This window comes from Pseudomonas sp. PGPPP4, from assembly GCF_002256045.1.
Taxonomy (GTDB): Bacteria; Pseudomonadota; Gammaproteobacteria; order Pseudomonadales; family Pseudomonadaceae; genus Chryseomonas; species Chryseomonas oryzihabitans.
On record NZ_NKID01000002.1, the window covers coordinates 403,609 to 421,285 of the forward strand.

At 62.6% G+C, this 17,677-nt stretch carries 18 protein-coding genes and 1 pseudogene; 7 read left to right on the plus strand and 12 right to left on the minus strand.

The genetic code is table 11. The features are described 5' to 3' along the window. Positions 1-21: 21 nt before the first annotated feature. Positions 22-1,650: a methyl-accepting chemotaxis protein gene (locus CFE50_RS04715; protein ID WP_286731659.1), complete on the plus strand. Its 1,629-nt coding sequence runs from the start codon at positions 22-24 to the stop codon at positions 1,648-1,650. Between the two features lie 186 nt (positions 1,651-1,836). Beyond that, on the plus strand, positions 1,837-3,051 hold the full coding sequence (locus CFE50_RS04720) for a cyclic di-GMP phosphodiesterase (protein WP_286731660.1): 1,215 nt from the start codon (positions 1,837-1,839) through the stop codon (positions 3,049-3,051). A gap of 80 nt (positions 3,052-3,131) precedes the next feature. Here CFE50_RS04720 and CFE50_RS04725 read toward each other — a convergent pair whose 3' ends face one another. Continuing rightward, positions 3,132-4,403 carry an MFS transporter gene (locus CFE50_RS04725; protein WP_286731661.1) on the minus strand — a complete coding sequence of 424 codons (1,272 nt, stop codon included), beginning with the start codon at positions 4,401-4,403 and terminating at the stop codon, positions 3,132-3,134. A 302-nt stretch (positions 4,404-4,705) separates the two neighbouring features. Between CFE50_RS04725 and CFE50_RS04730 the strand changes: the two genes are divergently transcribed. Continuing rightward, positions 4,706-5,581 (plus strand): alpha/beta fold hydrolase, encoded by an 876-nt coding sequence (locus tag CFE50_RS04730; protein ID WP_241809535.1) that lies wholly within the window; start codon positions 4,706-4,708, stop codon positions 5,579-5,581. A gap of 98 nt (positions 5,582-5,679) precedes the next feature. Here CFE50_RS04730 and CFE50_RS04735 read toward each other — a convergent pair whose 3' ends face one another. Further along, positions 5,680-5,853, minus strand: coding sequence for a hypothetical protein (locus CFE50_RS04735; protein ID WP_241809533.1), 174 nt, complete (start codon positions 5,851-5,853; stop codon positions 5,680-5,682). Positions 5,854-5,940: 87 nt separating this feature from the next. On the opposite strand from CFE50_RS04735, the gene tnpA reads away from it, so the two are divergent. From tnpA to tnpC, 3 genes and pseudogenes are all read left to right on the plus strand, one after another. Further along, positions 5,941-6,273 carry an IS66-like element accessory protein TnpA gene (tnpA, locus tag CFE50_RS04740; RefSeq protein ID WP_241809532.1) on the plus strand — a complete coding sequence of 111 codons (333 nt, stop codon included), beginning with the start codon at positions 5,941-5,943 and terminating at the stop codon, positions 6,271-6,273. Beyond that, positions 6,270-6,605 (plus strand): IS66 family insertion sequence element accessory protein TnpB, encoded by a 336-nt coding sequence (gene tnpB, locus CFE50_RS04745; protein ID WP_286731666.1) that lies wholly within the window; start codon positions 6,270-6,272, stop codon positions 6,603-6,605. The genes tnpA and tnpB overlap by 4 nt, the downstream gene beginning before the upstream one ends. Before the next feature lie 83 nt (positions 6,606-6,688). Continuing rightward, positions 6,689-8,215: pseudogene (tnpC, locus tag CFE50_RS04750) on the plus strand (IS66 family transposase). Between the two features lie 34 nt (positions 8,216-8,249). Here tnpC and CFE50_RS04755 read toward each other — a convergent pair. The 9 genes from CFE50_RS04755 to CFE50_RS04795 form a co-directional block, all read right to left on the minus strand. Next, on the minus strand, positions 8,250-8,648 hold the full coding sequence (locus tag CFE50_RS04755) for an NUDIX domain-containing protein (RefSeq protein ID WP_241809541.1): 399 nt from the start codon (positions 8,646-8,648) through the stop codon (positions 8,250-8,252). Between the two features lie 8 nt (positions 8,649-8,656). Further along, positions 8,657-9,235 carry an LOG family protein gene (locus CFE50_RS04760; RefSeq protein ID WP_241809528.1) on the minus strand — a complete coding sequence of 193 codons (579 nt, stop codon included), beginning with the start codon at positions 9,233-9,235 and terminating at the stop codon, positions 8,657-8,659. A gap of 127 nt (positions 9,236-9,362) precedes the next feature. Continuing rightward, positions 9,363-10,001, minus strand: a complete 639-nt coding sequence (locus tag CFE50_RS04765; protein ID WP_286731959.1) for an alpha/beta fold hydrolase — start codon at positions 9,999-10,001, stop codon at positions 9,363-9,365. Positions 10,002-10,157: 156 nt separating this feature from the next. Further along, positions 10,158-10,955 carry a substrate-binding domain-containing protein gene (locus CFE50_RS04770; RefSeq protein WP_286731670.1) on the minus strand — a complete coding sequence of 266 codons (798 nt, stop codon included), beginning with the start codon at positions 10,953-10,955 and terminating at the stop codon, positions 10,158-10,160. A gap of 25 nt (positions 10,956-10,980) precedes the next feature. Continuing rightward, positions 10,981-11,916 carry an SMP-30/gluconolactonase/LRE family protein gene (locus CFE50_RS04775; protein ID WP_241809524.1) on the minus strand — a complete coding sequence of 312 codons (936 nt, stop codon included), beginning with the start codon at positions 11,914-11,916 and terminating at the stop codon, positions 10,981-10,983. Between the two features lie 26 nt (positions 11,917-11,942). Continuing rightward, positions 11,943-12,884: an amidohydrolase family protein gene (locus tag CFE50_RS04780; RefSeq protein ID WP_241809522.1), complete on the minus strand. Its 942-nt coding sequence runs from the start codon at positions 12,882-12,884 to the stop codon at positions 11,943-11,945. Positions 12,885-12,941: 57 nt separating this feature from the next. After that, on the minus strand, positions 12,942-13,760 hold the full coding sequence (locus CFE50_RS04785; RefSeq protein WP_286731676.1) for an SDR family NAD(P)-dependent oxidoreductase: 819 nt from the start codon (positions 13,758-13,760) through the stop codon (positions 12,942-12,944). 10 nt (positions 13,761-13,770) lie between these two features. After that, positions 13,771-14,331 (minus strand): carboxymuconolactone decarboxylase family protein, encoded by a 561-nt coding sequence (locus CFE50_RS04790; protein WP_286731679.1) that lies wholly within the window; start codon positions 14,329-14,331, stop codon positions 13,771-13,773. A gap of 12 nt (positions 14,332-14,343) precedes the next feature. Beyond that, a complete protein-coding gene (locus tag CFE50_RS04795; protein ID WP_286731680.1) occupies positions 14,344-15,693 on the minus strand; it encodes a cation:dicarboxylate symporter family transporter in 1,350 nt (449 codons plus the stop codon). Between the two features lie 160 nt (positions 15,694-15,853). Between CFE50_RS04795 and CFE50_RS04800 the strand changes: the two genes are divergently transcribed. Further along, entirely contained in the window at positions 15,854-16,780 is a 927-nt protein-coding gene (locus CFE50_RS04800) for a LysR family transcriptional regulator (protein WP_241809516.1), read from the plus strand. A 5-nt stretch (positions 16,781-16,785) separates the two neighbouring features. Here CFE50_RS04800 and CFE50_RS04805 read toward each other — a convergent pair whose 3' ends face one another. After that, entirely contained in the window at positions 16,786-17,619 is an 834-nt protein-coding gene (locus tag CFE50_RS04805; protein WP_286731683.1) for an IclR family transcriptional regulator, read from the minus strand. Between the last annotated feature and the right edge of the window lie 58 nt (positions 17,620-17,677).

Consider the following 17,677-nt stretch of genomic DNA (forward strand, 5'->3'; position numbering starts at 1 on the left):
CGCCGATCCAAGGAGCCCGTCTTGAACCTTCGTCAGCTACGCATCGCCCCCCGCGCCACCCTCTGCTTCGGTGCGGTCACCCTGTTCGTGATGCTGCTGGGGGCCTTCGCCCTGGTCCAGCTCAAGGCCCTGCGCGCCACCGAGCAGGCGATGGAAGCCGAGTGGCTGGCGAGCGTCCAGACCACCGATGACATCCAGATCGCCCTGCTGCACACCCGCCTGGAAAGCATCCGCCTGCTGGCCAGCGAAGACAGCGCCGCCATGGCCCTCGCCACCCGGCAGATCCAGGTGAATCGCGATCTGATGAATGCCCGCACCGCCTATTACCGCGACCACCTGATCTCCACCGCGGAAGAGCGCGCCAATTTCGACCAGGCCGCGCTGCAAATGAAGGGCTACCTGGACGAGCTGGATCGCGTCGTCACCCTGGCCGCCAGCGACCGCGCCGAGGCGCTCAAGCTGGCCAATGGCGAGCAGCGCCAGCGCGCCGAAGGCTACCAGGAGCAACTGACGCGCCTGCGCGAATTCAACAGCGAAGGCGCCCGCCACGCCGGGGAGGCGGCCACTGGCATCTATGACCGCAGCGTCAGCATCGTGGTCGGCATCATGCTGCTGGCGGTGCTGGTGACCCTGCTGCTGGCCTGGCGCCTGACCCGCAGCCTGGCCCAGCCGATCGGCGACTCCCTGGCCGTGGCCAACGCCATCGCCGAGGGCGAGCTGACCGGCAGGATAGATCCCACCGGCAAGGACGAGGCCGCCGGCCTGATGCGCGCCCTGGCGCAGATGCAGGACAACCTCAAGGACACCCTGCATGGCATCTCCCGTTCCTCCGGCCGCCTGAGCGAGACCGCGCGCACCATGCACGCCGTCACCGACCAGGCCAGTCGCGCCCTGGCCAGCCAGAATGCCGAGATCGACCAGGCCGCCACCGCGGTCACCGAGATGAGCGCCGCCGTGGAAGAGGTGGCCCGCAATGCCTCGTCCACCTCCCAGGCCGCGCGGGACTCCAGCGTCGCCGCGGAAAGCGGCAATGCCAAGGTCGGCCAGGCCCTGGACGCCATGCAGCGCCTTACCGAGCAGGTGCAGTCGACCTCGGTGCAGGTGGGCGGTCTGGCCGGGCAGGCGCAGGACATCAGCCAGGTGCTGAACGTGATCGGCGCCATCGCCGAGCAGACCAACCTGCTGGCGCTCAACGCCGCCATCGAGGCCGCCCGCGCCGGCGAGCAGGGCCGCGGGTTCGCCGTGGTCGCCGACGAGGTCCGCGCCCTGGCGCATCGCACCCAGACCTCGACCCGCGAGATCGAGCAGATGATCCAGGCGATCCAGAAGGGCTCCACCGAGGCCCTGGATTCCATGCAGCTCAGCACCACCCAGGCCCAGGCTACCTATGTGATCGCCCAGGAAGCCGGCGCGGCGCTGAGCGACATCCTCCAGGCGGTACGGCTGATCGACGAGCGCAATCTGCAGATCGCCACCGCCTCCGAAGAGCAGGCCCACGTCTCCCGCGAGGTGGACCGCAACCTCATCAGCATCCGCGATCTGTCGGTGCAGACCAGCGATGGCAACCGTGAAACCGTGGGCGCCAGCGAGCAACTGTCGGAACTGGCCGGTGAACTGCAAACGCTGGTGCGCCGCTTCAAACTGGCCTGAAGGGCAGGGCGCGCTGACGGCGGTCGCGCGCCCGCTCTTTTTACATTCGGTTACCTTTGGCCGCCCTTTTTTGCCGGCTCATCGGCGTGAGCCCGCCGGGCGCTTCCCCGAGTAGTGGCTTTTTGGTATCAATAGTTATTGCAATACCTATTTAATTCCGTCCATCGACGCGCTCGCAGAGAAACCATGGCGCTGCCCCAATACAGCCTCAAAGTACCTGTCTCCCAATTGCAGCTGGGGATGTACGTCTGTGAACTGGATCGACCCTGGGAGGGCACACCCTTTCTGTTCCAGGGCTTTCCTATCCAGAACGCGCACGACCTGCGCACCCTGCAGGAGACCTGCGAATTCGTCTGGGTGGATCGCCGCCAGAGCCATACGGTGACACCGCTGTCCGCCAGCCTGTCGGCAGGCGCTCAGGCCAAGACCTATGCCGTCGACTACCGGGATGAGGTCAAGACCACCGAACCGGTGTGGCGCGAAGCCCGCGCCGTGTCGATGCGCATGCTCGACGCCGTCAAGTTCGGCAAGGAACTCGACGTCGGTGAAGTGCGCCGCGCGGTCGGCGAGTGCGTCGAGAGCGTGCTCAAGCACCCTGCGGCCACCCTCTGGCTGGCGCGCATCAAGCAGCGCGACCACTACACCGCCGAGCACTGCCTGCGCGTATCCCTCTATGCCATCGCCCTGGGCAAGGCGCTGGGCCTGCTGCCTCTCGAACTGGAAGAGCTCGGGGTGTGCGGCATGCTGCACGACGTCGGCAAGATCAAGGTGCCCGACGAGATCCTCAACAAGCCAGGCCGCCTGACCGACGAAGAATTTCGCCTCATGCAGGCCCATACCACCTACGGCTATCAGTTGCTGATGGCCAACAGCGAGGTGCCGCCGGCCGCCGTCGACGTCGCCCATACCCACCACGAGCGCATGGATGGCAAGGGCTACCCTCGCCAGCTGCCGGCGCACCGCATCCCCTTCAAAGCCAGGATCATCGCCGTGGTGGATGCCTACGACGCCATCACCAGCGATCGGCCCTACAGCGAAGGCCGTTCCAGCCTGGAAGCCCTGCGCGTGCTGTTCGAAGCCCGGGGCACGCAATTCGACGAAGTCGTCGTCCTGGCCTTCATCCAACTAATCGGCGTCTATCCGCCGGGCGAGATCGTCGAGCTGAGCACCGGCGAGGTGGGCATCATTATCGGCTTCGACGCCGGCAGCAAACTGAAGCCGCGCGTGCTGATCGTGCTGGACGCCAGCAAACAGCCGCGACCGGAGCGGGTGCTCGACCTGGCGCGCAATCCGCTCGATGAGCAGGGCCGCCTGGTCAGCGTCCGCGAGGTGAAACCCTCGGGCGCCTATGGCATCGACATCGACGCCTACCGCGCCAAGGGACTGGTGGTACCGGGCTGAGAGCGAGTCTGGCGCACCGAAGTAGTGCTCGACTCGCTGTCCAGCCTCGGACGGGGCTGGCCGATGCCGGGCGGCTTCCGTCAGGGGGTAGTCGGAGTAGCTACAGCATCCACGAGCACGCCTTTGATCCGGTCGCGGTGCGCGACCCGACCCAGCACTCCAGTCAGCAGCGTGGCCAGGCACAGCATGCAGCCCATGCCCAGCAAGCCGGCGGTAAAGGAGCCGGTTGCGTCCTTTAGCCAGCCTACCGCGTAGGGGCCGACCAAACCACCGAGGCTGCCGGTCGCGTTGATGAAAGCGATGCCACCCGCTGCGGCCTGCTTGCTGAGAAAGGTGGCAGGAATGCTGTAGAAGCAGGTACGTACCGAGCACAGGCCGATCAGCGCAACGGTGAGCCCGATCAGGGCCGGCAGCAGCTCGTTGAACATCACCGAAAACAGGAAGCCTGCCGCGCCGGTACCACAGGTGAGGGCGAGGTGCAGAATGTAGCGGCGTTTGCGCGCCAGGACCTTCGCCCAGATCAGCATGGCGCCGCTGGCGATGATGTAGGGCACAGCGGAAATCCAGCCGATCTGCAGGGTGCTGAGGTGGTGACTCTTGAGGATTTGCGGCAACCAGACACCAATGCCCAGGATGCCGATGATGTAGCTGAAGAGAATGGCGGCCAGCAACCAGACGCGGCCATCCTTGAGTGACTGCCGAAAGCTGTGGGTGCCTTTGGTGGCTTGCTCGGTATCCAGTGCCCGTTGCAGGGTCTGGCGTTCTTCCAGGCTCAGCCAAGAGGCCTCGGACGGCTGATCCGCCAGCAGCTTGAGGCAGAGTAGGCCGAGGAAGCAGGCAGGTAGTCCTTGCAGTACCAGTAGCCACTGCCAACCGGCATAGTCCCAGAGACCATCGAGCTGAAGCATCGCGGCAGACAACGGGCCGCCGAGCACCGACGACAGCGGAATGGCGAAGAGAAACCAGGCCATTACCCGAGTGCGGTACTGCACCGGAAACCACAGTGACAAAAAGAAGATCACGCCGGGGAAAAAACCTGCCTCGGCGATGCCGGCCAGAAGGCGAATTACGGCGTAGCTGGTCGGCCCCTGTGCCAAGGCGGTAGCTGCCGCGCACAGCCCCCAGGTGATCATGATCCGCGCCAGCCAGCGTCGCGCGCCGAACCGGTAGAGTGCCAGGTTGCTGGGGACTTCGAACAGGCAGTAGCCGAGGTAGAAGATCCCGGCGGCGAATCCGAACTGAGCACCGGTGAGCCCCAGATCGTCGTTCATGGTTAGGGAGGCGAAACCGACATTGGTCCGGTCGAGGTAATTGAAAAAGTAGGCGAGGGCCAGCAGCGGTACCAGGCGCAAGGCCGCTTTTCGGCACGCTCGCTGTACGACCGGATCGAGACAGGGTTCTGTGTGAAGGGATGGGGTTGGCATGGGGGCGGCCCTTGTTCTTGTAGGAGTCGCGCCAGCTTAGGACGGCCCTTCGAGCACCCGCCAAAACCTTTTCAACATGGCTCTTCATAGCGTTTCGGCATATGCATGCTCATGCCGAAACGCTATGGAAATCCATCCGGATAAAGCATTTGTTCCACCTGAGGCTTTGCACCACCGTCGGGGATCACGCCCAAGGGCGTGACGTCGAATAACAACAAGGAACAGGTGCAATGATCAAACAGCGTTTTACGACCGGCTGCCTCGCCCTCAGCGCCCTCACTTTGACCCTCGCCACCCTGGCTGCAGAACCCGTGCGTACGTTTCAGAGTGTGAAGGGTGAAGTCAGTATCCAGGTGCTCGACCAAGGCAAGGGCAAGGTCATCGTCATCTTGCCGTCGTTGGGCCGCGGCGCCCACGACTACGATGCGGTTGCCGCACGGCTCGCCGACGATGGTTATCGGGTCCTGCGGCCTGAACCACGAGGCGTCAATGGCAGCAAGGCGCCGATGGCCAATCTGACACTCCATGACTTCGCCGGTGACGTAGCTCAGGTGCTCGACGAGGTGAAGAGTGGGCCGGCAGTGGTGGTGGGGCATGCCTGGGGTAGCCAGCCAGCGCGCGTGCTGGCAGTAGATCGCCCGGATCTGGTCAAGGGCATCGTCTTGGCGGCTGCCTCGATCGGCAAGCTGCCGCCGGATTCCAAGGAAAAACCCTATGGGCGCCTCAAGGAAGCCATCAATGGCTCCGGCAACTATGCCCTGCCTGAGGCGCAGCGGCTGACCTACCTCAAGCAGGCGTTTTTCGCGCCGGGTAATGATCCTCGCTCGTGGCTGACCGGCTGGTATGAGGCTACCCACGACGCCGAAGGTTATGCCCGCGACCACACGCCAGTAGAGAGTTACTGGTCGGCTGGCTCCCAGGTTCCGATCTTGGACCTGCAAGGTGAGCATGACGCCGTGGTCATCCCGAACATCCTAAAAGGCATGTTGGGCGCGCGGGTGGAACACCAGGTTATCGCCGATGCGGGGCATGCCATGGCGCCTGAACAACCTAAGGCCATGGCCGATGCCATCGCGGGTTTTGCTAAGCGGGTGTATGGGCTGTAAGCCAAAGCTGAGCGACTTGGCAGGATGGCCCTGCCAAGTCGTAAGAGAAGAAGCTAGCAGCGGATAAGGCTGCGCCTAGCCTTATTCGCTACAGCACCTCAGGTGCGCGACGGCTCCTTGTAGCAGTCCCTGGCAAAGGCACCAATGGCGTCGGCCATGGCCTTGGGCTGTTCCGGGGCCATGGCGTGGCCAGCGTTCTTCAACACCACCACCTGTACCCGATCGCCCAGCATGCTCTTGAGCACGCCCGAGAAGCGTAACCGTCCGGGCAACACACCTTCCTGATGTCATCGCTTAAGGCGATGGTGTCCACCTAAATTTAAGTGGACACCATTTTTAGCCTTTTTAAGCGGACGCCCATGCCACAAGAACGCCGTTCCTATTCCAAGTCATTTAAGGCCCAGATCATCGCCGAGTGTGCGCAGGCTGACACCTCAATTGCCAATGTCGCCTTGACCCACAACCTCAATGCCAACCTCGTTCATAAATGGATTCGGGTGCATGGGCAGAAAAACCTGGCACTGCAAACTGCCTTTATTCCGGTCAAGGCAGGGCCGTCGATAGCGACGCATCAGGTTCTTCCTGCGGCGATTCGAATCGAAGTGCCTCATTCAAAAGGCGTAGTCGTGGTGAGCTGGCCAGCAGAAAATGCGGCGGCATGCTCTGCTTTTTTACGAGACCTACTGCGATGATTCGCATCGACGCCATCTGGCTCGCCACCGACCACATGGACATGCGCGCCGGAACTGAAACCGCGCTGGCGCGGGTCGTGGCCGTATTCGGTGCGGCGAAGCCGCACTGTGCTTATTTGTTCGCCAACCGCCGCGCCAATCGCATGAAGGTTTTGGTGCATGACGGTGTAGGGATTTGGCTGGCCGCTCGGCGCTTGAATCAAGGGCGGTTCTTTTGGCCGGGCGTGCGGCACGGCTCTGAAGTCGAGTTAGATGCAGAGCAACTTCAAGCCTTAGTGCTCGGTTTACCTTGGCAACGCGTTGGTTCCGGCGGAGCCATCACGTTGCTCTAACTCTTCTGCAATGGCGCGCTTGCAAGCGCAATTAGCCCATCAGTCTATCGCCGCCACTAGCCCTCTCTGGCAAAATCGGCGGCATGACTACACATCCGAATCTCGATCAATTGAACCATGAAGAACTGCGTGCCTTGGCGGCGCAGTTGATCCAGCGCGTCGAGACGATGGACAAGCAAATCACTCATCACAAGTCGGTCAACGAGAAACTGGCCCACGAGATCGCGCTGCTCAAGCGCTTCAAGTTTGCCAAGCGCAGCGAGCAGTTGAGCCCGGATCAAGCCAGCCTGCTCGACGACTTGATCGATACGGATATCGCCGCTATCGAAGCCGAACTTGAGGCGCTGCAACCGGCACCTGTCGAAGCCAAAGTGCGCCTGCAACCCAAGCGCACGTAGCTGCCGCCGCAGTTTCCTCGCACGCTGATCCATCACGAACCGGACAACAGCCACTGCCAGTGCGGCTGCGCCCTCAAGCGCATCGGCGAAGATGTCAGCGAAAAGCTCGACTACACGCCCGGCGTGTTCACCGTCGAGCGCCACATCCGTGGGAAGTGGGCCTGCGAACAGTGCGAAACGTTGATACAGGCACCGGTACCGGCGCACGTCATCGACAAAGGCATCCCGATAGCGGGCCTGCTGGCCCACGTCATGGTGGCTAAGTTCGCCGACCATCTGCCGCTGTATCGCCAAGAGAAAATCTTTGGCCGCGCCGGGCTGCCCATCGCCCGTTCGACCTTGGCACAGTGGGTGGGCAACTGCGGCGTGCAATTACAGCCGCTGGTTGATGCGCTTCGCGAAGCCGTACTGACGCACAGCGTCGTCCACGCCGACGAGACCCCGGTACCAATGCTGACGCCTGGCGCGAAGAAAACTCATCGCGCTTATGTCTGGGCCTATGCCACCAGCCAGTTCTCCGATCTGGCGGCGGTCGTTTATGACTTCAGTCCGAGCCGTGCTGGCGAACATGCCCGAGCCTTCCTTGGCCACTGGAACGGCAAGCTGGTCTGCGACGACTTCGCTGGCTACAAGGCAGGCTTTGAACTGGGCGTCACGGAGATCGGCTGCATGGCCCATGCACGCCGCAAGTTCTTCGACTTGCACGCGACCAACAAAAGCCAGATCGCCGAAAAAGCGCTGCACTACATTGCCGCTTTGTACGAAGTGGAGCGAGAAGTTCGCGAACTGGAACCAGGTGACCGGCAGCGAATACGGCGAGAAAAAGCATCCCCAATCATTGACGTACTTCATGCTTGGATGATCGCCCAGAGGCACCTTGTGCCTGAGGGGTCGGCCATCGCCAAGGCCCTTGATTACAGCCTCAAACGCTGGATAGCGCTAACGCGCTATCTCGATGACAGTGCTGTGCCCATCGATAACAATTGGTGCGAGAATCAGATTCGGCCGTGGGCTCTTGGCCGCTCGAATTGGTTGTTCGCAGGCTCGCTACGCAGTGGTAAACGTGCCGCAGCGATCATGAGTTTGATCCAGTCTGCGCGGCTCAATGGGCATGATCCGTACGCTTACTTGAAGGATGTTCTCACATGCCTGCCGACGCAGCGGGCGAGTGGCATCGGGGAGCTGCTACCGCACAAATGGACGTCCGTTTAGCTATCCAGCCCCTGTTTGGCGGACAGTCACGGAATTAGGCCAGCTCGTTGCGTAATAGCGGTATTGCTGCTTGAGTGGCGACCGTCAAGAGCGCTGGCAACGTCTCCTTACAGAACCAGCCCATAGCTAAATGTTTGTCTGGCTCGACCAGATAGGGATCTCCGTCGTACCTCGACACCTTATAGACAGGCGCTACCCAATGGACTTTTTCATCTGAATCAATTTGATCAACTACACAAAGGAGGGTCAGCCCATGAAGCTGGATCCCCAACTCTTCAGAGATTTCTCTAATGACAGCTTGTTCAACCTCCTCAAGGAAATCCACTTTCCCACCAGGTAAGCCCCAATATCCTGCTTCAGGTTCTTTCGCACGCTGGATTAGAAGAATGCGGCCATTGTGCACGATCGCGGCACCGCATCCCAGCCGAGGCATCTCAGACACTATGTGTTCTCCCGATTTATCCATTTAGCCACTTTAGGCGGATGGTAACTGAGCACTGCGCTTAGCAATTTATCTACATCGCGCGCGACAATGAGCATTTCCCGGTGCTCAATTTTAAGAAAGGCTTCGTTTACGATGTGGTCAAGGAAGGAGGTAAGACCATCGTAGAAGCCATTAATACTAAGCAAGGCACAAGGCTTTGCATGCTGGCCTAGCTGCGCCCACGTCCACACTTCAAAAAGCTCTTCTAATGTGCCTATGCCCCCTGGCAAGGCGATGAAGCCATCAGATAACTCAGCCATCAGGGCTTTGCGATCATGCATTGAGTTGACAATTCTGAGATCGCTCAAGCCAGTGTGCGCCAGCTCCTTCTCGGCTAAAAAACCAGGCAAAACGCCAATCACTTCTCCACCATTTGCTAGCGACGCGTCAGCGACCGCTCCCATCAAACCTACGGAGGCGCCGCCATAAACCAGGCCAATACCTGATTTCGCGAGCATTTGCCCCAAGCGGTTAGCCGCCTCCGAGTACAACGGCGATCGCCCAGGGCTTGAGCCCGAGAAAACACAAAGTCGCATTTGCTCTCCAAATTTCTGATCAGCTAATACTCAAGGTGCTCAGCATATTAAGTCAGCCGGTTATTAGCAAAGAGTAGGCTCATAGAATGACCTTTTCAGCATCCAAGCTGGTACCCAAAAATTGCTGCTAAGTGCATCCATGATGCAGGTCAAGGTGACTTGGCAGAGCGCTTACCGAGAAGCGGCGAGGAGCGACTGCATCGGCTTCGCCCTGCAGATCGAGAATCGGTACCTTGCCAGCGGCGAAATAGTCGTCCACGGGAGTGGTGTTGCGAGCATGGGATTCGGCTTCGTGGGTGGCCTCATGCCAGCCGTTCAGCCAGACACGCGGATCGTTGCCCGGTGCGAAGAAGGCCTTGCGCAGATAAACCAGGCGCTGCTCCTCGGACAGCGAGGGATCGCCGGCGCCGTCGATGGCCTGCCGCATTTCGGCATTGATCGGTTTTTCCGTCGAACCGGGCGGGACCTTGCCAGCTGAAGCCGCTGCCAGGACCACGCCGCGCACCAGATCCGGACGATCCACGGCGAGTTGTCGTGCCGGAAAGTTGCCCCAGGCATGACCAACGACTACCACCGGACCCTGGTGTTCGTGCTCCACCACCGCGGCGACATCGCGCGCGAAGTCATGAATTGACAGATTGTCCATAGGTCCCTGGCTATGGCCTATGCCACGCGGCTCGGGCCGTACGACACGAAAACCCTGCTCGACCAGATAGGCGGCCACCTGATCGTAGTCGCGACCCGAACGGCCGAGAGAGGGCAGCATCACGATCACGGGGCCTTTACCCTGGGCATTGACTTCGATCTGAACGTTGTCGTGCTTTACCAGCGTCTGGGGTCAGAGGCGGCGTTACCGGTGCCGCATAGGCCAGGGCACTGGCCAGTGTCAGCGAGCCTGCCAGCAGCAGGATGGCGGGGATCTTCATGGGTGCGCTCCAGCGATAGGTTCGAGGCCGCTCTCTACCAGCAAGTGCCGAGCGGCGGGACTGCCCAGGAAGGTCACGAATTCGCTGGCGACCTGAGTGTGGGGAGTGTTGCTGGCCACTGCAGCGCAGAAGCGGCTGATCTTCTGCACCTCTTCCGGCAATGGGCCGAGGTAGTCGACACCGGGGGTAACCTTGAGCTCGCTGACCTGCTGCATGCCGATGTCGGCGTCACCGCGGGCCAGCGCGGTACCCACCAGCTCCTTACCCTGGATCTCGATCGTCTTGCCCTTGACCTGCTCGCTGATGCCCAGGCGCTGGAACAGCTCGTTTCGTACGAAGACGCCGCTGGCGCCCTGGGAATAGGCGATTCGCGGCGCCTGCAAGAGCGCCGTACGCAATGCCGCCACCGTGCTCACATCAGGGTGAGCATGGCCTTTGGGCACGCCTACGCCAATACGGGATTCGGCGATCTCGCGACGACTCGCCATGTCGAAAACGCCCGTGGAGCCGAGCAGGGCGAGGGTCTCGTCGGCCATGATGGCCAGGTCCATCGGCTCCTGGTGCTTGATGCGTTCAGGAATGGATTCCGGTGAGGTACCCATCGAAGGGCCCCAGGAGATGATGAGGGTGTTGCCCGTGGCCTTCTCATAGGCCGGCTGCAACTGCGCCATGGCGCCTTTGAGCGCGCCGCTGGCGATGATCTTGAGTTCGGCCGCGTCGACAGCGGGGGCAAGGCTGACCAAGCCGGCCAGGCCGGTGGTTACGAGGAGCGAAGCGGATCTTGTTTTTTTCATGGTGGCTTCCAGGCAGACGCGGCCGCTACAGGCCGCGGGTATTGACGAACAGGGCATACAGCGAGGTGGTAGACGCCATCAGCAGCCGGTTGCGACGGGGGCCACCAAAGCAGAGGTTGGCGCAGCGTTCGGGTAGGTCGATGTGGCCAATGGCGGTGCCGTCCGGAGCAAAGACACGGACACCATCCAGTCCTGGCTCGGCAGCGCCCCAGCCACACCAGAGATTGCCGTCCACGTCCACGCGTAGGCCGTCGGGTAGCCCACTGCCGGCATCGATGAGTTCGCGCCGACCGGTCAGATGGTTCTGGTCATCGACGTCATAGGCCACGATCCGACGCGGACGTGCGCGAGACTCCACCAGGTAGAGGGTGCGGTCATCCGGCGAGAAGGCCAGGCCATTGGGGCCTTCGAGGTCTTCGGCGACGCAGTGCAGCTGGCCGTCCGGATCCAGGCGATACAGATTGGCGGGTAACTCCGCCGTGCCCTGGCGACCCATGTAGTCGCTGACCAGACCGAACGGTGGATCGGTGAACCAGATGCTGTCGTCGCTCTTGACCACGATGTCATTGGGCGAGTTGAGCGGCTTTCCAGCGAAGCTGTCAGCCAGCACCGTCAGGCTGCCGTCGTATTCGGTCCGGGTGATGCGGCGGCCACCATGCTCGCAGGCCAGAAGCCGACCCTGACGATCACGGGTCAGGCCGTTGGCCTGGTGGGCGGGCTGGCGATAGACGCCGAGGGTCTCGGTGGCTTCGTCCCAGCGCAGGATCCGGTCATTGGGCAGATCGGTGAACAGCAGGTAACGGCCATCGCCGAACCAGACCGGACCTTCTGCCCAGCGCAGTCCGGTCGCCAAGCGCTCCACCTTGGCATGGGCGAGGCGGTAATGGGCAAAGCGTGGATCCAGTTCGCGTACGGCCGGATCGGGCACTCGACGACTCGGTTGCCATTCGAAAGCGTCCATAGGCTCTCCTTGGGTGAGCAGGGCGTCTAGCCGTAAAGCCGGCTGGGATTGTCGACCAGTACGGCCTGTTGCAAGGCGCGGCTGTCGCAGACCTGCAGGACAAAATCCAACAGCTGGCGATCATCAGGGACGGGTCCCTTGATGTTTGGGTGCGGCCAATCGCTACCCCAGAGGGCCCGTTCCGGTGCGCATTCGAGGAGTTGCCGAACGCGATCTAAGGCGTGGGGCCAGGGACCGGGTTGGCCTTGCATGGCGCGATCGATGCCGGACAGCTTGATCCAGCGATCAGGGCGCTGCAGCTCCTTGCGCAGCGCGGCGAAAGCTGGCTCATCCAGCGGCTGGGTGAGGTCGGGCCGTGCCATGTGATCGATCACCAGCGGCACCTGCAGGGTGCGCCACTGTTCCAGGAAGGGCAGCAGGGTTGGTAGTTCGCCATGGATGAGCACGTGCCAGCCCAACGGGGCGACGCGTTCGGCCAGACGGCGAAGTTGCTGCGGGTCGCGGGCGCCGGGCAGGTGCCCCATCAGATTGAAGCGGATGCCTCGCAGACCGCCGTCATGCAGTGCCTGCAGCTCCGTATCGCTTGTGTCCTGGTTGATCAGGCCAACGCCGCGATAGTGGCCACCGCTTTGCGCAATGGCGGCGAGGATGGCGCTGTGATCGGTCCCATAGGGCGCTGCCTGGACCAGTACGCCGTGGCTGATGCCCAGGCGTTGATGCAGGGCAAGCAGCTCGCTGAAGGGGGCCGGTGCCGGGGTGTAAGCGGCGTTTGCCGGTAGGGGAAAGCGCGCCCAGGGACCATAGATGTGGGTGTGGCAGTCCCAGGAACCGGTCAGGGCAGGCGAAGAATACATGGTGGCTCCATGGGTCTTGAGGAGAGGGCCGGCGCCCAGCCCCAAGGTGGCTGCGGCGAGGGTTGCCTGCTTCAGGAAGCGACGGCGCGTAGGGGTGACGTAGGCGTCGTCCATCGGGCGCTCCGGGGCAGAAAAGGAGAAATCAGGGCGAGCAGCGCCGCCCTGGATGCGTTAGTCGCAGCGCGCGGTCATGCCGCCATCGACGACGATCTCGGTCCCGGTGACGAAGCGCGCCTCGTCGCTGGCCAGGTACAGCGCAGCGAAGGCGGTATCGCGGCCGTCGCCCATGAAGCCCAGGGGAATGCGCGCCAGGCGCGTGTCGAGCAGCTTGCTGACGTCACCACCAGTACGCTGGCCAGCCAGGCGTGCTTCGACCATGGGCGTGTGCAACTGGCCGGGGACCACGGTGTTCACCCGGATACCCTTGGGTGCGTACTCCACGGCTGTTACCCGCGACAGCTGGATCACCCCGGCCTTGCTGGCGGCATAGGCGACCTGGGCCGAGCCCGTCCAGCGGATACCCGACGTGGAGGCGGTGTTGACGATGGCGCCGCTGCCCTGGGCTTCCATCAGTGGCAGGGCGTGCTTGCAGGTCAGGTAGACGCTCTTGAGATTAAGGGCGATCTGGGCATCGAAGCGCTCCTCGGCCAGGGCGACGGCGCCGCCGGCGGCCGAACCGCCGACGTTGTTGACCAGGATGTCGACCTGGCCATAGGTGGCTTGACAGGCCTGCACCATGGCCGCCACGGCATCGCTGTCAGTCACGTCGCAGGCATGAGGGGTCACCTCGCCACCGGCCTCGCGAATGCGCGCCAGGGTTTCTTCGAGCGCGCCGAGGTCGCGGTCCACGGCAAACACCTTGGCGCCGGCCAGGGCGAACAGGGTAGCCACCGCGCGGCCGTTGCCCCAGCCGGCGGCGACGCAACCGGCACCGGTGACGATGGCGACCTTGCCCTGGAGGCGGTCACTACGGGGAAGTTGGTCGGTCATAAAAGGTTCCTCAGGCAAGGGTGGCGGGCAATTCGGGGGCGACACCGGCGGGTGGCGGAACCTCGAACACCTTGATGGTCATGGAAATCAGCGTGTAGTAGCCGGCGATGCCGACCAGGTCGACCGCCGCGTCGTTGCCCAGCTCGGCAACAAAGGCTTGGTAGAGGGCATCGCTGACCTGACGCTGCTCGTGCAACTCCCGGATGAAGCGGTAAACGAGCTGCTCGTCTTGACGCTGAAAATCGGGTTCTCGGCCAAGCCGGATGGCCTCGATGAGTGCGGGATCCAGCCCGGCCTCAAGGGCGAAGGGTTTGTGTGCGGCCCACTCGTATTCAGCGAGCCAATGGCGGCCCAGCAACAGGATGGCGAGTTCAGAAAGCCGCGGCTCAAGGCAGCTGTCGTAGCGGCAGTAGCGCCCAAGCGCCTGGGCACAGGCTGCCAGTTCGGGGCGGTGCAGCCAGATGGCGAGAGGGCCGCGGACACCCTTACGGGGACCACTGGCGATCCGGTCGTAGATCTCTTGTTGCGCCGCGCTGAGGTGCTGCGGGTCGACGGGGTCGAGACGATGCATGGTGATGTCCTGTCAAGAACGCAGGGTGGAAGAGGAAGAGGTATCGACGGCTTCGGCCTTGGCTTCCGTCCGGGCCTCTCGGATGGCCGCGGCGGAGGGGCGCAGCAGGCTGCGCCCGGGCTGTTTGCCGGTGGCCTGGACGAAGGCATTGCTGTCGAAGCTGCCCTCCCAGCGTGCAATGGCAAACACGGCGACGGTGTTGCCGACGATATTGGTCAAGGCGGTGGCGGTGGCCATGATGCGGTCGATACCGAACAGCAGACCCAGGCCGCTCAGCGGCAGAACATGTACCGACTGCAGGGTAGCGGCCAGCTTGATGAAGGCGCCGCCCGCCACGGTGGTGCCGCCCTTGGAGGTGATGCTCAGGACCGCGAGCAAACCCAGCTGCTGCCAGAGCGAGAAGGGGGTATCAGTGGCCTGGGCGATGAAGCCGACGGCGATAGCCATGTAGATGGCGGTGCCATCCAGGTTGAAGCTGTAACCGGCCGGCAGCACGAAGCCCACCACCACCTCGTTACAGCCACTGCGCTTGAGCTTCTCGATCAGGCGCGGGAAGGCCACCTCGCCGGACGCCGTGCCGAACACCAGCAGGATTTCGTCACGGATCAGACGCAGCACGGCCATGAACGGCAGACCGATCGACCAGCTGATGCTGCCCAGCACACCGAAGACGAAGAACAGGGAGGCCGCGTAGTAGACGGCGATCAGCTTGAGCAGATAAAGCAACGTGTCGCCACCGTAGCTGCCGATGGCGGCGGCCATGGCGCCGAAGGCCCCCAACGGCGCAAGCTTCATGATGAAGCCAAGCATTTTGAACAGGATGGTCTGGGCTTCATCCAGGGCGCGTACCGCGATGGACTCAGGGCCGCAGGTGCGATTGATGGCTATGCCTGCCAGCAGCGAGATGAGCAGCACCTGGATGATGTCACCCTTGGCGAAGGCATCGACGAGGGTATGGGGAATGAGGCTGAGTAGATAGCTCGTTACCGAGATCTCGCCCGCGCTCGATGTTGCCTTGATGGCGGCACTGGATTCAGTGAGGTTGGTGGCGTGCAGGCCGTCGCCGGGCTGCACGAGATTGACCAGCACGAAACCGACCAACATGGCGACGGTGCTGACCACTTCGAAATAGGCCAGCGACTTCACTCCCAGCCGACCTAGCTTGCGCATGTCCTGCACATGGGTGAGGCCGTGGACCAGGGTCACGAAGACAATGGGCGCGAGCATCATCTTGAGGAGTGCGATGAAGGCTTGGCCAAGAGGTTTCATCGCCACGGCCCAGCCTGGGGCGGCGAAGCCAATGATGATGGCAGCGACCAGGGCGATCAGCACCTGCACGTGCAATTTCTTCAACAGAGTCATGGCGTGTCCTAGCCCTGGGGGCGTCGTTGTTCTTGTGATTGGCTTGTAGGGATAGCCAATTCCCCCTACAAGCTATTTGATGCGAGCATAGATAAGTCGCTATGAGCCGACAAAAACCTTATTTTCATCATAAGCTATGCTTTTAAAGCATGGGGTTGCCATGGATATCCGCGAGCTTAGGTCCTTCGTCAAGGTTGCCCAGTGCGGTGGTTTCAGCCGCGCGGCGCGAGAACTTTATGTCGCTCAGCCGGCGCTCAGCCGACAGATCGCCAAGCTTGAAGAACAACTGGGGGTGGAGCTGTTCATCCGCCATGGCAAGGGCGTGGAGCTGACTGCCGCTGGGGCGCGATTGGTGGAGCGGGCCGAAGTGATGCTGCGGTATCTGGAGGAAACCGCCGACCATGTGCGCAGCAGTGCCGAGGAGGAGCGGGGCCACCTGGCAGTAGGCCTGCCGCCCGCGATCGGCTCGCTGGTCGGTCCCCAGCTGATTCAGAAATTTCGCCAGCGCTGGCCCAAGGCATCACTGCATGCCCTGGAGGGTCTGAGTACCTCGCTTCAAGAGTGGCTGCTGCAGGGCCGTATCGAGGTAGCGGTGGTCTACAACCAGCCGCTACTGGAGGCCTTCGAGGTACGGCCACTGTTCAGCGAACGCATGGTGCTGGTAGGGCCGCCAGGCGAAGCCAGTCGCTCGCAGCGGCTGTCCGCGCTAGGCGAGGTGCCACTGATTCTGCCCGGGCTGCCACACAGCAATAGACGTCTGGTTGAGCAGGTGGCGGCGCAAAACACGGTCCGCCTGAACGTAATCCTGGAAGTGGACAGCGTCGGCCTGACCAAGAAGCTGGTCGCCGCGGGGCAGGGCTATTCGATCCTCGCCCACGCCGCCGTGCAGCAGGACATCGACCGCGGCGAGCTGGTCGGTCACGAGATCGAGCGGCCTGGCATTCGCTCGACAGTGGCGCTGGCACGGCTCAAGGAGCGTCGTAGCAGTCGCCTGGCCCTGAGCTGGGAGAAGATCGTGCTTGAGACGCTGGAAGAGCTGGTAACTGTTGGCGCTTGGAAAGAAGCCACTCATTGGCTAGGCCATTGAGAAGATCAGGCCTGTAAGGCTCTGTGCGCTTCTTTGATCGCAGCTGCCAACTCCATCAATACACCTGAGTAGCACTCCTCGATCTCCGCCAGCGATAGCGGCGTGGCCAGGCTGATATTGAGGGCATGACTGCGATAGCCGGGTAGACCCAGGGGCGTCGCAATGGCTACCACTTCAGGTTGCCAGGCGGCCAGGCAGTAACCCTTGCCGTGCACGCTGGCGAGGGCGGTGCGTATCTCCTGTTCCAGTTGTACGCGACGAGCATCGCAGCGGCGCGCGCAAAGGGTGGCGATCAGGGTTTCGCGCTGGGCTTCGCCCAGGCCGGCAAGCGAGGCGCGGCCAAGGGAGGTGATGTCCATCGGCAGGCGCTGGCCGACCAGGACGTTGCGCGGCGTCTTGCGCTGACTCAGGCGGATCGATTCCAGGTAGATCATCTCGTCGCGGTCTGCCGCCGCCAGGCTGACGTTGACCTGGTGTTCCCGCGCCACCTTGATCATCAATGGTGAAGCGGCCTGCAGAAGGCTGCTGCCCTGGTACATGGCATGGGCCAGGCCGAGAAAGGTCGGGGCCAGGCGGTAGGCGCTGCGGCCGCCGTCGTAGTCAAGGAAGCCGGTGCGTACCAGGGTCTGGGTCAGGCGGCTGAGGGTGGACTTGGGCAAGCCGAGGAGATCGCTGAGTTCGCCATTGGTGAGGTATTCGGTTCCCGGGCGAAAGGCACGCAGCACGTCCAGGCCGCGCTCCAGCGAACGATTGGCGGGCGCCTTGCCTTGACCAGGGAGGTCGGCGGCGTTCGGCTCGGCGACAGCGTGTTCCACCTGGTGGAATGCATCCGTTGTCATGACAGGTCTCCTCGCGCAGATTGATTTCAAGCCTGGCGCAGATCCGGGCAGCCAATCA

What these genes read in the sequence shown, in the direction of transcription:
- CFE50_RS04790 (WP_286731679.1), bottom strand. Translation starts at nt 14,331, where the DNA reads ATGCATCGTCTCGACCCCGTCGACCCGCAGCACCTCAGCGCGGCGCAA.
- CFE50_RS04795 (WP_286731680.1), bottom strand. Translation starts at nt 15,693, where the DNA reads ATGACTCTGTTGAAGAAATTGCACGTGCAGGTGCTGATCGCCCTGGTC.
- CFE50_RS04755 (WP_241809541.1), bottom strand. Translation starts at nt 8,648, where the DNA reads ATGCCTCGGCTGGGATGCGGTGCCGCGATCGTGCACAATGGCCGCATT.
- tnpB (WP_286731666.1), top strand. Translation starts at nt 6,270, where the DNA reads ATGATTCGCATCGACGCCATCTGGCTCGCCACCGACCACATGGACATG.
- tnpA (WP_241809532.1), top strand. Translation starts at nt 5,941, where the DNA reads ATGCCACAAGAACGCCGTTCCTATTCCAAGTCATTTAAGGCCCAGATC.
- CFE50_RS04765 (WP_286731959.1), bottom strand. Translation starts at nt 10,001, where the DNA reads ATGCTGCCCTCTCTCGGCCGTTCGGGTCGCGACTACGATCAGGTGGCC.
- CFE50_RS04800 (WP_241809516.1), top strand. Translation starts at nt 15,854, where the DNA reads ATGGATATCCGCGAGCTTAGGTCCTTCGTCAAGGTTGCCCAGTGCGGT.
- CFE50_RS04785 (WP_286731676.1), bottom strand. Translation starts at nt 13,760, where the DNA reads ATGACCGACCAACTTCCCCGTAGTGACCGCCTCCAGGGCAAGGTCGCC.
- CFE50_RS04770 (WP_286731670.1), bottom strand. Translation starts at nt 10,955, where the DNA reads ATGAAAAAAACAAGATCCGCTTCGCTCCTCGTAACCACCGGCCTGGCC.
- CFE50_RS04780 (WP_241809522.1), bottom strand. Translation starts at nt 12,884, where the DNA reads ATGGACGACGCCTACGTCACCCCTACGCGCCGTCGCTTCCTGAAGCAG.
- CFE50_RS04760 (WP_241809528.1), bottom strand. Translation starts at nt 9,235, where the DNA reads ATGCGACTTTGTGTTTTCTCGGGCTCAAGCCCTGGGCGATCGCCGTTG.
- CFE50_RS04730 (WP_241809535.1), top strand. Translation starts at nt 4,706, where the DNA reads ATGATCAAACAGCGTTTTACGACCGGCTGCCTCGCCCTCAGCGCCCTC.
- CFE50_RS04775 (WP_241809524.1), bottom strand. Translation starts at nt 11,916, where the DNA reads ATGGACGCTTTCGAATGGCAACCGAGTCGTCGAGTGCCCGATCCGGCC.
- CFE50_RS04720 (WP_286731660.1), top strand. Translation starts at nt 1,837, where the DNA reads ATGGCGCTGCCCCAATACAGCCTCAAAGTACCTGTCTCCCAATTGCAG.
- CFE50_RS04805 (WP_286731683.1), bottom strand. Translation starts at nt 17,619, where the DNA reads ATGACAACGGATGCATTCCACCAGGTGGAACACGCTGTCGCCGAGCCG.